This window comes from Bacillus sp. RC252 (genome assembly GCF_044909215.1).
Taxonomy (GTDB): Bacteria; Bacillota; Bacilli; order Bacillales; family Bacillaceae_G; genus Bacillus_A; species Bacillus_A mycoides.
This window is the reverse complement of record NZ_JBIYDV010000010.1, coordinates 117553-132126: the sequence shown is the minus strand read 5'-3', so window position 1 is coordinate 132126 and position 14574 is coordinate 117553. Positions and strand designations below refer to the sequence as shown.

Below are 14574 nucleotides of genomic sequence, written 5' to 3'. Positions count from 1 at the left end.
TACTCCCTCCTCGTTAAAAGTACTACAATTTATTAATTTATAATTTTGTTTCTCTATTTAGCTCATCCACTAATGATTGTTGATTCGCCCATTTCAATTTCACATGACTATTGATTTGAATGAGCTCAGGATTTTGAAGGATGTAATCTTTTATTTGCTGAAAAAATACAGGTTCGTCTTTTACATTAAGATTTTTATAAAGTTCATTAAACATGTCTAAATCTGGTTGTTCATCTAATGTTAACCTCCAAGAAGGATAACACAATGGAGGAGGAAGTTTTACTATATTGACCCGGAATAAATGAGGGTTATTTATAAAATAAAATGGAAGATATTCTGTATAGTTTAAAGTTTTTGGGGCTTGTAGCAAACGTTCAATTGCTTCTAATGTGAAAATATCGCCTGCTGTTCCGACAGGTAACGTACTTAGCTGTGCTTGTGTATAATCTGCTCCACTTTTTAAATGTTGCTCTAGTAAATAATTATTGATTTCTGGTGATACAACTGGGCAATCTCCTGTAATCCGCATAACAATGTTTGCATTTTCTTGTTTTGCAGCTTGGAGTATGCGATCTGCGGTATTTTCTGAATCACCTCTGAAAATTTTAACCTTCCCACCTAGATCAAATTTTTCTAAAGGATCATCTTGTGCTACATCTGAAGTAGCAAGTATGACTTGGTGTCCCCCAGGAATAGCTAATGCATTTATAAGACAGCGTTCAATAGAAGGGATTCCATGTATTGGCAATATTGCTTTTAAAGGCAACCTAGTAGATTTTAATCTACAAAGTACAATAATTACTACTTTAGGAGGTTCAATAACCTCTTTCGTTAATGGAGTTCCTGCTTGCAAATTATATAAAGCTACTTGAGGTAATAATTCCTCAAACTGAAGCTGGTTCAGTGCATTTTCAACGCTACCTAGTTCCATATCAACTTTATTAGCTGTAATGATTTCTCCTTTTTTTATATCAACTTTTGTTACTGCTCTTAACAACTTTTTGTTTCGCAATTCTAATAACACCCCTTTCATTTAATGTTTAGCAACTCTATAAAACGAAAGAACTTTTCTTACTGCTTTTATTACATCCCCTACATCACCTTTTGTCATTTTAGGAAATAGAGGAAGTGTAATAATTTCCTCATATAAATTTTCGGCTTGTGGACAAAGGCCTTTTCTATAACCCAAATTTTGATAAAACGGTTGTAAATGTACTGGTATATAGTGCACATTCACACCAATATTTTCTTTTTGTAATGCCTCATAAATTTCTTTTCGATTACCCTTTAATAATTTAGTATTTAACCGAATGATATAAAGGTGCCAACTTGAGTGGGTTTGGGGCAATTGCTTTGGTATGATGATTTCAGGTAAACTATTAAATTCTTTATTATAAATGTCTACATATTTCTTTCTAATCTTAATAAAAGAATCTAATTTACTTAACTGTGATAAGCCAAGAGCAGCCTGTATATCAGTCATCCTGTAGTTGTAACCCAAAAATTGCATTTCATAATACCAAGGCCCATGATTATCAAGAAGTTTTTGAGGATTCCTTTCAATTCCATGTGTACGAAATTGAACAAGCTTTTCATAAAGCAAAGTATTATTTGTAGTAATTACTCCACCCTCTCCTGTTGTAATATGTTTCACAGGATGAAAGCTAAACATTGTCATATCACCAATTGAACCAATCTTTTGGTTTTTATAAGTGGCTCCTAATGCATGTGCTGCATCTTCAATGATAATCAAGTTATTCTCATTTGCTATTTTTTTTATTTTATCTAATTCTACAGGCTGCCCAGTAAAGTGTACGGGAATAATAGCCTTTGTTTTGTTTGTAATCTTTTCCTCTATAGACTTAGTACTGATATTGTATGTTTCATAGTCTATATCAGCGAAAACTGGCTTTCCACCCTGGTATAAAATACAATTTGCACTTGCTACAAATGTCATTGAGGTTGTAATTACTTCGTCTCCCTCTGTGATTCCAGCTGCATAGCAGGCAGCATGCAAAGCAGCTGTACCACTTGAAAAAGAAACAGCGTAATTTGCCCCAACGTATTTTGCTATAGCCTCCTCAAACTGTTGAATCGTTGGTCCTGTCGTTAAAAAGTCTCCTTTTAATATATCTATAACTGCCTGAATATCATGGTCATCAATTTGTTGTTGACCATAAGGCAAATATGTTCCTCTAACAGGATTTCCCCCATGTATACCGAGAATTTCCCTGGCCATTATTCTTTCTCCTTAGGGTTAATTTTTAAAGATTTAATCCACTCTTCTGTTTTAATAACTCCATCTTCTAAAGAAACTTTCGGTTCCCAATTTAATATTGTTTTTGCTTTTTCATAGTTACATAATAATTTTTGAATTTCACTTTGTGGATGGATATGAGTTACATGTTGAATACTTACTTTATTTCCCGAAATCAATTCTGCTAATTTATTAATTGATATATCTTGTCCTGTTCCTGCGTTGATAATATGACCATTTGCTTTAGAAGAATAGCCTGCTTTCACAACGAAATCTGCACAATCTTCAACGTATAAAAGGTCTCTCGTTTGTTTCCCATCTCCATAAATATTTACTGGTATTTTATCTAATTTATTATTTATAAAAATGGCAACAACCCCACCTTCACCTCCAGTTTTCTGGAATGGCCCGTACGTATTAAATGGACGAATTACCACAACTGGAAGCTTATAAGCATAATAGTAAGATAGAACCATATTTTCAGCAGCTATTTTTGATCCAGCATATGGAGAAGCTGGTTTAATGGGGTCTAATTCTGATATTCCTTGTGCATTAGTAGCTTTATCATATACCATACAAGTACTCATAAAGACCATTTTGACATTATGCTTATGACATTGTTCTAACAAATTAAAAGTACCTATTGTATCATTTTCAAAAGTCGTTCTAGCATCATCTATACTATCTTGAACATTAATACTTGCTGCTAAATGATAACAAAGGTCAAATGAATGATTTTTAAATAATTGGTCAAGCAATTTTTTATCTTTAATATCTCCTTGTATACATTGCTTCAAGTTTAAATCATAAACGAACTCGATAATATTTGCTGTAGTTGAATTCGCTAAATTGTCTAATATCCATACTTCATGCTTATCTTGCAATAATCGCTTTACAACCCACCTACCAATAAATCCTGCACCACCAGTTACTAATATTTTCATAATTTCTCCCCTCCTGCTAGTAGTTGCTGGTTTATAATCAAATTTCTAAGTTCTTCTTTTGAAATCGCATCTTGATGATCTGAGCGATAAAATCCTGGCTTCGCTCTATTGGCATTTTCATATTGAGCACCCTTTTTTAGTGGACTTGGTATGATAAACATATCCGGTAATTCAAAAGCCTGTAAAGATTCATCATGTGTCATAAGTTCTTCATACATTTTTTCACCAGGTTTTAATCCAATTTCTTCAATCTTAATACTATCCTTGGACAAACTATACAACTTTGTAACTTCTTCTATCATCACTTCACTTAAATCTTTTAATGAAATAACTGGCATTTTCAATATGAAAGTTTCACCGCCCTTTGCTATTTTCATTGCTTCAATGGTTAACATCGTTGCTTGTTTCAGTGTCATCATAAATCTGCTCATACTAAGATCAGTTACAGTTATTTTGTGATTTTCTTTAATTTGATTTTCAAATAAGGGAATAACAGAACCTCTCGATCCCATAACATTTCCGAAACGTACACTTGCAAATATTGTTTCACTAGATCCTTTTGAATATTCCGCTGATGTTATCAATCTTTCAGCTGTTAGTTTTGTTGCACCATAATTATTTGTTGGTGAAATTGCTTTATCAGAGCTTGTGAAAATCACCTTTTTTACTTTCTGGGCAATTGCTGCTTTTATTACATTTTGTGTTCCAAAAATGTTGGTCAATACCGCTTCAAACGGATTATATTCACAAAATGAAACATGCTTCATCGCCGCAACATGGAACACATAATCAATATTTTCCATTGCGCTATATAGGCGATCATAATTTCGAATATCCCCAATTAAATAGCGAATATTTTGATTTTTACCCCTAAACTCTTCTTGTAATAAAAATTGATTATATTCACTTCTACTAAAAATTCTTATAACTTTTGGCTTTCCCTCTAAAACATTAGAAAGAATGCTTTTTCCAATTGTTCCTGTTCCACCAATAATTAAAACGTTTTTATTTTTAAAAAACATAGATATGAATACCTCCTCTTTTTAAAATAATGTTTATCCTTGTGCGCTTTGAATTAAGCCTTGCAACTTTTTGGTGCTTACTTCTTGTGGATAATTTTCACTAATAAATTGTTGTCTTAATTCTTTTGCTAGACTTGACTGCAAAGAATCGTTTAGGACCTTTTCAATCGTGCTCACCATATCTTCAATAGAGTGATTTACAAGCCAATCTAATTTATCATAATACTTATAATCTCTATCCTCTAATAACGATTTATAAACAACTACAGGTATATCTAATAACATTGCCTCTAACCCAACTGTTGAATTAGAAATAACCACAAGATTCGCATGTAAAATAACATCATACATGTTCACTTCATTTGTTATATATTTAACATTAGGATATACGTTACTTAACCGAACATATTCTCCCACTAGGTTACGCCCTTTTTCCCAAGGATGAGGCTTTATAATAACTGTGATATTTTTGTCTTTAACTAATTTTTCTGTCAATTCGATATAAAATGAAGTTTTAAATGGCTGGGTTGCAATAAAAACTACTTTTGTAGAGGGGTCTATTTTTAATTGTTTAAAAAGATTCTTTTTATCCATATATACCCTATCGAAGATATCATCATATCTGGGATGCCCTATAACCTCAATTTGAGATTCACTGACCCCTTTTTGAAGGTACCAATCTCGTTCATATCTTCCATATACAACCTGTTTTGTAGCGAAAACTGGAAAGTATGCTTCTTCACCCATTATCGCACCATGCTGAAGACAATAACTCGGTATCCCTTCACTTTTAGATAGAAAAGTAAGAGCTCTGCTTGCTATATCCTCCGTTGTGCCAACAATCACACCAGAAATAACTTGTTCTTTAAATATGAAATATGCCATATCAAGTTTCTCAATCATAATAGGGAGGTCACTGAGTAATTTTTTTTGAAAAAACATGTTTGAAAATAGTGGATGTTTATTAAACTTTGAATAAATTTTTTTAGCCTTTTCGATGAAAACATGTGCAGTATTAGGGGCTTTATTTATATAATCTGGTGCACAAATTGTAGGAAGACCATAAAGTTCTGTCTTTTTTGATCTAGTTAATATCTTTGTATGATTTGGATTAAAGTGAGTAAAATTACTTACTGAAAAACGGAGATAATCTGAATTCAGGAGAATCACTCCATTTTGATTTATTCTTTTTATCTTTGATTGAAATGAAGACATTCTTTTTTCAAACTCTAACTGCAACTGTGTTTCCTCTATAGGTTCAATTGACAGTTGTTTATAAAAATCTTTTTCTTTCATTTTATTTTTTACATCTTCGTCCAAATATTGATAGAAATTACTCAGTAATGGTAAAGGAACATTATAATGCTTTAATTCAGAAAAAACATTTATATATTCTAGATTTAATAACCAGTAATTTTTCAAATAGATGTCACTCAATATTTCACCCTCTTTTTTTTCTTAAGTCTTCTCTTAATTCTTTACATGTTCTTTGTGATGGTAATAATTGTACAAATTCATTTTTTTCTTCCGCAAATAACTGCGCATGTATTGAATGTGAAGTAATATAATTGATATCTAAAATTTCATTTAAAGGATAAAAATCCCAATAATGATTTAATCTCCAAAAAAAGCGTGCATCTCCTATACGATAAAACTGAGGGTCTTCATCCCAGTAAGTACTCCACCTTTTTTTAAGAATCGGCAAAACAGATGCTCTATGCATTATAGAACAATGATCAATTGCGCATGGCGCATTATTAGTGACTTTTTTTGCAGGCCTTTCAACAGTTTTGATAGGTAAATCTGATTCATCTAGATGGATCGTTTTTGATGCAGAATATACAATTTGAACATCTTTATTCTCATCAAGATAACTAGACATCATTTTAAGTCGCTCTTTTTCGTATTGATTATCATCTGTAATATAAGTAATATACTCCCCTTTTGCATGTTTAAGTGCCTCGTTAATTAAAGCAGCATATCTGACTTTTTTTGTTCGTTCAGAAATATGGGCTACATTACTTTTATAAAAGTGTACATTTTTCTTGTTTATGAATGGTTGAATCACTTTCTGAGTCAGTTCGTTAGAATCATCATCCATAATAAAAAGTTCAAAATCTTGGAAAGTTTGGTTTAATACACTTAATATCGATTTTTCTACAAATGTGGGCTTATTATAACTTGTCATAATAACTGTAATTTTAGGCAAATATTACTCTCCTCCTTATCATTAAATAAAAAATAGTTACGTTATTATATAAAGAGAAAGGACGAACCGTTCCGATAATTTTAAAAAAGATTTATATATGTAATAAAATGATAAAGTAGCTATTTTATTTGCCCATGCATCTTTTTTATAATCCGCTATAGTCTATACCATATCTATGAACAAGTAATAAACTATTTAAGTACAAAAAAGAAAATATCAATAGTTAGAAACAACTAACTCCAAAGATTCAATTAATATTCACCTGAAAATATTAAGCTATCCAAAATTCTCACAAGAGGTGACAACTTTGAAACCCCTAATTTCAATTATCCTCACTAGCTATAATAAACCTTCTTTAATTAATCAAGTTATTGAAAGTGTTCAGATGCAAACTTTTAAAGAATGGGAACTTTTTATTATGGATGATAACTCTTATCCAGATACTATAAATATCATAAAAAAGTATTTAGATGACCCTCGAATTTATTATAAGAATAGTTTTATACAAGGTAATGAAAGATATAAAACTACAAGATATGCAACGCTCATTAATGAGGCGCTTCCATTAACATGCGGAGATTATATTTGCTATTTAACCGATGATACTATGTACGTTCCAAATAGATTAGCTGAAATGTTATCTTTCTTACAAAAAAGTCCTGAAATAGATGTGGTGTATTCTTCTCAGCACGTAAAATGTGTTGATTATAATCTACAACCTACTCATGAATATGTAAGAAAAGCCTCGGAAATTTTATATACAGCTGCAAATGTTGTGGATCACTGTTCAGTTATGCATACAAGAAGAATTTTATTAAAGGTTTATCAAAAATACAGTAATTATTGGGAGACCGATCCTCTATATTGGTTTAACGGAGATGCAATGTTTTGGAAACGTCTAAATACATTCCAACCTTTCTATCCTATTAACAAAGTGCTCGATATTACTTTCAAAACACCTTTTTCCTTCCAAAATCTATATGCCAACCTCCCATCTAAAGATTTAAATGGTATATTGCTTAGAAATTCACAAGGTGACGTATTTTTAGTTGATAATTATAAACGTAGGCCCATATCAAAAGAAATGCTTTCTTACTTCAAATATAATCAAAATCAAATTGTCCCAATACCCGAACCATTTATTTACAAATACACAGAAGGACCACCTATATCTCTTACAGAACCCATTCCAAATTTACGTGTTGTAAAAAATGAAAAAGGAGAATTATTTTATATAGAAAATAATCAAAAACGTCCATTTATTAACACTACAGCATTTCGCAAGTTTAAATTTTCAGCTCAAGAAATTATTAAAGTTTCGCAACGTAGTTTAGATGAATTTTCAGATGGACCACCTATTTACCCAAAATTATCTAATTACACGATTCTACCTGAAGGGAAAGTATTTATCTATCATCACAATTATTTCATTATGACAGATCGCATGCTTCACCCAATAGATAAAGACATGTTACAAAAACTGTATCTATTAAAGAACTGTATACCGATTTCAAAAACTAGCTTATCCTACTTTAAAATTGGTCCTCCTATTTCATCATATCCATCTCACTTAGCTGAAGAGTACCAAGAAGACTGACAAACGAGATTGTGCCAAGAAGGACTATCCCCATGCCCATCAACTTAAGAAAAGTAAGCACCCCAAAACAAAAAAATGAGCTGTTTTCTCAAAATATCTACCTGTAGAGAAAGAAAGTTTTCATATAGGGGGTACTTCAAAACCTTAGCTTGCTAGTAGGGGTCACCATCTATCAATATTAGTAATGCAGATAACATCATCCTATCGAATAATAAGAAATATATATAATGCCATACTTCATCATTATTGCACGCTTGTTTCTTTCACAACAAATTCTATATGATAATAGGTGCACTTCTTCTCTTCATGAAGTTTTGATGTACCATTATGACTCTCTCAATTCTGTCAAAACAGTCACTTCTTTTTTTTATTTTTTCTTTCTCAAATAGTTCTGATTTTCCCATTGATTCTTTTAGGTTCTGGTGCAAAAATAAAGTAAAAGAGAATAAAGCATATATATTCCTAACGGAATCGTATCTTATGCTACAAGTCCAAACAATTGATGGACGAATTCTTTCTGATTTTGGATAGACTGGTTCCGTAAATTAATCTGTTCTTTTTTAATCATATGCATGGCTTATACTCCAGAAAGAATGGATATAGCTGTTTCAAAAGATTTGAGCCCTAGCATAGAACGGATACGCTTCTTTATAAAGCGATGATCTTGTTCTACTATATTATTCAAGTACTTTTGTTGTCTAAGTTGCATACCATCAGGTATGCTTTTTTCTTTTTTCAACAGTTCAATTTCTATTGGATAAGCCGGATTCTTATCGACTGTTATAACACGTGGCTTTGAAACATGAAAAGACCACAAAGCTTTCTTGAAAAAGCGCTTTGCAGCCTTCTGGTTTCTTGTTTTGTTTAGGAAAAATCAATTGTGTTTCCTTTCGAATCAACAGCACGATACAGATACATCCATTGACCTTTGACTTTCTCATACGTCTAATCAATCCGCCAAGAATCATTGGCTGGCTTAAGATGCTGCCGTATTCGCTCATCTAATTCAGGACCATACTGGTGAACCCAGCGCATGATGGTTGTATGAGCAATAGATAGTCCACGTTCTTTTATCACGGTTAATAGCATTAATTTGATCAAACTTTATTCGAAAACTACATTAGGGGATTACTTGCAAAGTTTGCACCAAAATCTGTAATGGCTAATTATATCATTTCCATTCACAATCAAAATATAGGAATGATTTCTTTAACAATACACAGCATACTTTGATTTAAGAAAATACAGATACTCTATTCCGGCATCAGTAATCTTTGTACCGGCTCGCCCTCTTCCTTTTACGACAAATCCTTCACTTTCTAAAATATCCAGGCGGCGACGGATTTGCTGTGGGGATAAAGCAAAGTCTGATTCTTTGCTTTTACTTGAAAGCAGATCTCTGCTTGCCGCCTTTCCTTTTACGTTACATTGCTTGATTACTTCCAAGATAAAAACATGCTCCTTCATTTCCAGTATACTTCCACATACGGGATATTCGGATTTCACGCTGCTCCCCTCTTGTCCCAGCATGGACGGAAGATCTCCTTTCGTCACGACATTTCCCTCACAAATTGTCAGCATATAATCAATTGTGCTTTTTAATTCTCGTATATTTCCAGGCCATTCATATTGCATGAAATACTCCAGCACATCTTGTTCTATCTTTACCCATTTTCCGCTCTTTGTGATGAAATGCTTAATCAAAATTGGTATATCCGCTCTTCTCTCAATGAGTGGTGGAATGCAGAGATTAAGTACATTCAACCGGTAAAATAAATCGATTTTGAATGAACCGGTCCTTATCTTTCCTTGAAGATCTTTATTTGTTGCGGTAATCACTCGAACATTGACAGGTATAATTCTTACACCACCGATTCTGCGGATTTCTCCCTCCTGCAGAACGCGCAGCAGATGTGATTGAACAGTAAGACTTATGTCCCCGATTTCATCCAAAAAGATAGTTCCGTTATCCGCTAATTCAAACAGACCTTTCTTGCCCCCCTTTTGTGCTCCTGTAAATGTCCCTTCTTCGTAACCAAACAATTCACTTTCAAGCAGGCTCTCTGTTAATGCGCTACAATTTACAGCCAGAAACGGTCCGTTTTTTCGCAATGAATGCTCATGAATAGCATGGGCAAACAGTTCTTTTCCTGTCCCTGTTTCACCCTGAATTAAAATCGGATGTTCCGATAAGGCAAGTTTCTTGGCGATTCGCTTACGCTCTTTCATTACAATATGTTCGCCGATAATATCCTCAAATCCGTATTTTGTATGAAATCCTTTATTACGCATTTCTCTTTGCGCTGTTTTTTCAATTTCAAAGGCTTGATGTACACTCTTAAAAGTTGCGACAATTGTATTTTCTTGCATCATTTGCAAACGAAAAATTACGACATCCACGCCATCTATGTCGAAGAACTTGCTTTCATCCTTTCCATTCATGATGAAATCGGTAATATCCCGACGACTCATCACATGTTCTACATACTCATTAACCACATCTTGCGCCACAATATGAAACAATGCCGTAAGACGTTCATTGAATACCGTAATCCGCCCTTCCTGGTTAACGACTAATATTCCATCATCGACAGTTCCTAACACATTTTGGATGTGCTCACTCATCTGCTTAGCATCCCGCTCTGCATGTAATAACTTACGTTGTAATTCAATGATATTGCTAATATACCTTTCTGAAATCTTCGAGGATATATCCTTGCTCAAACCACAACATTCTACAACTTCCAGAATTGTTGTCATATCAAAAAGACGTACACCTATATCAATTACTTCTTTTATGTAAGAAGGGCACAGATGTGTTTCTCCTGGCGAAACAGCAATTCGAACATCATCATAAAACAATACCCCCTTCCGAAAAGGGATAAATTGAATATGATTTATACCAAGTTGATATAAGGATTCAATAAGATTTATTGTTGCATCATCATTATCATTCACCACTAGAACTGATGAATCTTCAGGTATTCTTAAAAGTTTATCAATGTATTCATGATGAACTGTTCTCTTTCCCACAATTATTTTCTCAGCATTCACGCTATACATACCATTTGTTTGATCATAAACAGAAGCTGATGAATACAAAATAATTGTATCTTCAAGAGACTGCGGTATTCCCTCATCCGCAGCATGGCTTTTAATATAAACATAGTCTCCAAGCAATTGTTCTAGTTGCTCCTGTAAGGCTTGCGTTGTTTTTGAGCTTCCAGCTATAAGTGTAAGTGAGGATTTTAACATTAAGACACCTGCCTATATTTAAATTGGTTCTATTATATCGCCAAAAAAGGACAATAAAAACCAAAATCTCTACTCTTGCCATAAAAATCTCCTTAAAAATCACACTATCAATATTGGCACACATATTGCATATATAAATTAATGAAGTGTCCGAGGTTATGAAAAGGAGGGAAACAGCAGAATACGAGAAAAGAACATGGTCTATTAGCGGTATTTTTGTAAGCGTTCTATTTCAATCCATTTATTTTAAATACAAAGGAGGAACACATATGAGCCAACTACAAGAACAGGCTGTTTCACTTGGAAAAAAAGAGAAAAAAATTAATGTTTTTGTATTGCTATTCGGCATTCTCGTAACAGCGACTCTATTAACTTATTTTTTACCGACCGGAGAATATGCACGGATTGAAGTGAATAACCGGACTACTGTAGACCCAAATTCTTTTAAATCAATAGAATCTGCTCCGGTCGGATTTTTCGATATGATAAAAGCTGTTCATACAGGAATGGTAGAAGCCGGCAATATTATATTTTTCTTATTGATTATCGGAGGATTTTTTGGTGTCTTAAGAGCAACTGGTACGGTTGATGTGCTTATCGCTACAATGGCTAGGAAGTTGGCGACGCGTGAAAAACTATTGATTCCTGTCGTGACGCTGTTCTTCGCTGTAGGTGGCTCTTTAATGGGGATGGCGGAAGAAACACTAGCTTATCTTCCTCTTATCATTCCACTGGCGTTGGCTCTGGGATTTGATGCAATTACAGGAACTGCTATCGTCATAGTAGGAGCATTGTCAGGGTTTACAACTGCCATCATGAATCCTTTCACAGTAGGGCTTGCACAAGGAATCGCAGAATTACCGATGTTCTCAGGCATAGTGTTTCGTCTTATTTTATTTGTTATCATCTACCTTGTTTCAGTTCTTTATATCTATCGTTACGCAATGAAGGTAAAGAAAAATCCTTCTATAGGAATCTACGGAAAGTATACAAAAGAAGACGCGGAAAAACTACTGCAATCAAGTGGAAAGTTAACAACAAGACATAAGTTCATCTTAGGAGCTTTTGTAATTAATTATATCGTTTTGGCGTTTGGTGTAATCAAATTCCAATGGTACATTACAGAAATTTCATCTTTATTCCTTTTATTGACAATAACGATTGGGATCATCGGAAAACTATCTGCAGATCAGATTGTTAACTCCTTTATCAACGGCTCTGCATCCTTGCTCGGTGGTGCTTTGATTATCGGTGTATCGCGCGCCATTCTTGTTGTATTGAATGAGGGGCATATCGTTGACCCTATGCTGCATCAATTATCTGTATCAATCAAGCATATTCCGGACTATTTAAGCGTTGTTGGCATGTACAATTTCCAAGCTCTTATTCATTTTGTTCTAGCATCTGGCACTGGTCATGCGATGCTGACAATGCCGATTATGGTGCCACTTGCAGACTTATTGGGTATTACACGCCAAACTGCAGTGTTATCGTTTTCTTTTGCTGACGGAATCGGAAATATGATTTTTCCGACCGCTACGACCTTAATGGCAGGCTTGGCGATTGCAGGAATTTCTTGGACAAAGTGGGCAAAGTGGATTCTGCCACTTGTATTCATTCACTATCTCATCGGATTAGTAGCTGTTATCATAGCTCACTTCATAGGATATGGTCCATTCTGATATAAAACGAAAAGTATTGACAGGAGGAGAAAAGAATTGATTACCTTAATAAAAAATGGAGAAGTATACGCACCCAACTACCTAGGACGGAAAGACATATTAATTGCAGATGATAAAATCGCATTCATAGATGATACAATCGCAATTCCTAACAACTTTGCTCCTATTCTAGTCATTGATGCGGCGAATCTTTTGGTTGTTCCAGGATTTATCGATTCACACGTTCATATAATTGGTGGAGGCGGAGAAGGCGGATTCAAAACCCGCACACCTGAGCTGATGCTTACTGAGATTACAACTGCAGGTATTACAACACTAGTCGGTTTACTCGGTACTGACGGGACAACACGTAAAATGGAAAGTCTGCTTGCCAAGGCGCGGGCACTTGAAGAAGAGGGAGTTTCTTGTTTCATTCATACAGGCTCCTATCAAGTGCCAGTAAAAACGCTGACGGGAAAAATCGAAGATGATATTATTTTAATTGACAAAATTATCGGTGTTGGAGAGATTGCTATCTCCGACCATAGATCATCAGAACCTACATTTGAGGAAATAGTTAAAGTCGCCACTGCCGCACGCAATGGCGGTCTTCTGTCAGGAAAAGCTGGCATAATAGAAGTTCATGTAGGGGACGGAGAAGGAAAACTTTCATTGTTACATGAAATTGCAGATAAAACCAACATTCCGATTCGGCACTTCCATCCAACACATATAAACCGAAACGAAGAATTATTCAGGGCGGGTATTGATTACGCAAAGCGAGGCGGTTACGTAGACTTTACCACAAGTACTACTCCTCAATTTTTGGAGGACGGGGAAGTGAAATGCAGTGAGGCATTACGTATAATGCTTGAAGATGGGGTCCCAGTCGGACACATCACCTTCTCCTCAGATGGACAGGCCAGCCTCCCCTTCTTTGACAACAATGGGGAGTATGCAGGCCTTCAAGTCGGAAAAGTATCTTCGCTATTTCACGAAGTACGAGAATCTGTTTTAGTGGAAGGTATTCCGTTAGAAACGGCACTAGAAGTCATTACCACGAATCCCGCACAATTGCTTAAACTTTCAAGTAAGGGCTGTATCCAAACCGGGAAGGATGCTGACATCGTATTGTTGGGAAAAGAAACGTTGGACATTCACAGCGTCATTGCAAAAGGCAAGTTTATGGTAGAAAATAAAGTTCCGATAGTGAAGGGAACATTTGAATAAGAAAGATAAGAAGCTTCTATTACAAAAATCATTTAAAGACACTAGAAAAATATGAAACTTATACAAATGAATAGTATATAAACTTAAGACCACCGGTTTAAAAAATCAGTGGTCTTTTATTTAGAGAAGAATTTAGCTAATTAATTTCATGTTTTGAATACAAAGCGATTGCAACCAATGGTTTTAGCAATTAATATTTCTTGTTTCTTATTTAGGTAGATATGAAATTTATATGCCTTACTTACTAACATAGGGTGCACCTCACCTTTTTATAGGATATCTACAGTATAAAAAAAAACGTAGGCTTAAGCCTACTGATATTCATCTCCCACCTAAAATTAGTGTTTCACACCTTTATATTTTTGAGGAAGGAGTCTTCTGTCAGAAACCGAAAAAAAT

The 14574-nt window shown here is 34.3% G+C and carries 10 protein-coding genes and 2 pseudogenes; 3 read left to right on the top strand and 9 right to left on the bottom strand.

All coding sequences use genetic code 11. The features are described from left to right. Positions 1-37: 37 nt before the first annotated feature. From ABH960_RS16295 to ABH960_RS16270, 6 genes are read right to left on the bottom strand one after another with little or no spacing between them, the layout of a single operon-like run. On the bottom strand, positions 38-1033 hold the full coding sequence (locus ABH960_RS16295) for a cytidylyltransferase domain-containing protein (RefSeq protein ID WP_404446653.1): 996 nt from the start codon (positions 1031-1033) through the stop codon (positions 38-40). Beyond that, a complete protein-coding gene (pseC, locus tag ABH960_RS16290) occupies positions 1034-2239 on the bottom strand; it encodes a UDP-4-amino-4,6-dideoxy-N-acetyl-beta-L-altrosamine transaminase (RefSeq protein ID WP_002069610.1) in 1206 nt (401 codons plus the stop codon). Beyond that, positions 2239-3201: a dTDP-glucose 4,6-dehydratase gene (locus ABH960_RS16285; RefSeq protein ID WP_002204252.1), complete on the bottom strand. Its 963-nt coding sequence runs from the start codon at positions 3199-3201 to the stop codon at positions 2239-2241. The genes pseC and ABH960_RS16285 overlap by 1 nt, the downstream gene beginning before the upstream one ends. Beyond that, the gene (locus ABH960_RS16280; protein WP_002191469.1) at positions 3198-4223 is read right to left on the bottom strand and encodes an SDR family NAD(P)-dependent oxidoreductase; all 1026 of its coding nucleotides are present in this window, start codon (positions 4221-4223) and stop codon (positions 3198-3200) included. The genes ABH960_RS16285 and ABH960_RS16280 overlap by 4 nt, the downstream gene beginning before the upstream one ends. A gap of 33 nt (positions 4224-4256) precedes the next feature. Further along, on the bottom strand, positions 4257-5660 hold the full coding sequence (locus ABH960_RS16275) for a CDP-glycerol glycerophosphotransferase family protein (protein WP_404446647.1): 1404 nt from the start codon (positions 5658-5660) through the stop codon (positions 4257-4259). 4 nt (positions 5661-5664) lie between these two features. Next, positions 5665-6432, bottom strand: a complete 768-nt coding sequence (locus ABH960_RS16270) for a glycosyltransferase family 2 protein (RefSeq protein ID WP_404446644.1) — start codon at positions 6430-6432, stop codon at positions 5665-5667. Between the two features lie 307 nt (positions 6433-6739). Here ABH960_RS16270 and ABH960_RS16265 point away from each other — a divergent pair, with 307 nt between their 5' ends. Continuing rightward, complete coding sequence (locus tag ABH960_RS16265) at positions 6740-8029, top strand: glycosyltransferase family 2 protein (RefSeq protein WP_016093943.1); 1290 nt, start codon at positions 6740-6742, stop codon at positions 8027-8029. A gap of 478 nt (positions 8030-8507) precedes the next feature. On the opposite strand, the pseudogene ABH960_RS16260 reads toward ABH960_RS16265, so the two are convergent. Further along, positions 8508-9100 (bottom strand): annotated as a pseudogene (locus ABH960_RS16260) (IS6 family transposase); the annotation flags it as partial. A gap of 138 nt (positions 9101-9238) precedes the next feature. Then, positions 9239-11284 carry a sigma 54-interacting transcriptional regulator gene (locus ABH960_RS16255; protein WP_404446641.1) on the bottom strand — a complete coding sequence of 682 codons (2046 nt, stop codon included), beginning with the start codon at positions 11282-11284 and terminating at the stop codon, positions 9239-9241. Positions 11285-11553: 269 nt separating this feature from the next. Between ABH960_RS16255 and ABH960_RS16250 the strand changes: the two genes are divergently transcribed. Together ABH960_RS16250 and iadA are read left to right on the top strand one after the other, a co-directional pair. Then, on the top strand, positions 11554-12966 hold the full coding sequence (locus ABH960_RS16250) for a YfcC family protein (protein WP_404446771.1): 1413 nt from the start codon (positions 11554-11556) through the stop codon (positions 12964-12966). 36 nt (positions 12967-13002) lie between these two features. Then, the gene (gene iadA / locus ABH960_RS16245) at positions 13003-14175 is read left to right on the top strand and encodes a beta-aspartyl-peptidase (RefSeq protein WP_404446638.1); all 1173 of its coding nucleotides are present in this window, start codon (positions 13003-13005) and stop codon (positions 14173-14175) included. 155 nt (positions 14176-14330) lie between these two features. On the opposite strand, the pseudogene ABH960_RS16240 reads toward iadA, so the two are convergent. After that, positions 14331-14426 (bottom strand): annotated as a pseudogene (locus ABH960_RS16240) (helix-turn-helix domain-containing protein); the annotation flags it as partial. Positions 14427-14574 lie beyond the last annotated feature (148 nt).

Coding starts and splice junctions, on each gene's coding strand:
- ABH960_RS16295 (WP_404446653.1), bottom strand. CDS start 1,033: ATGAAAGGGGTGTTATTAGAATTGCGAAACAAAAAGTTGTTAAGAGCA.
- pseC (WP_002069610.1), bottom strand. CDS start 2,239: ATGGCCAGGGAAATTCTCGGTATACATGGGGGAAATCCTGTTAGAGGA.
- ABH960_RS16285 (WP_002204252.1), bottom strand. CDS start 3,201: ATGAAAATATTAGTAACTGGTGGTGCAGGATTTATTGGTAGGTGGGTT.
- ABH960_RS16280 (WP_002191469.1), bottom strand. CDS start 4,223: ATGTTTTTTAAAAATAAAAACGTTTTAATTATTGGTGGAACAGGAACA.
- ABH960_RS16255 (WP_404446641.1), bottom strand. CDS start 11,284: ATGTTAAAATCCTCACTTACACTTATAGCTGGAAGCTCAAAAACAACG.
- ABH960_RS16250 (WP_404446771.1), top strand. CDS start 11,554: ATGAGCCAACTACAAGAACAGGCTGTTTCACTTGGAAAAAAAGAGAAA.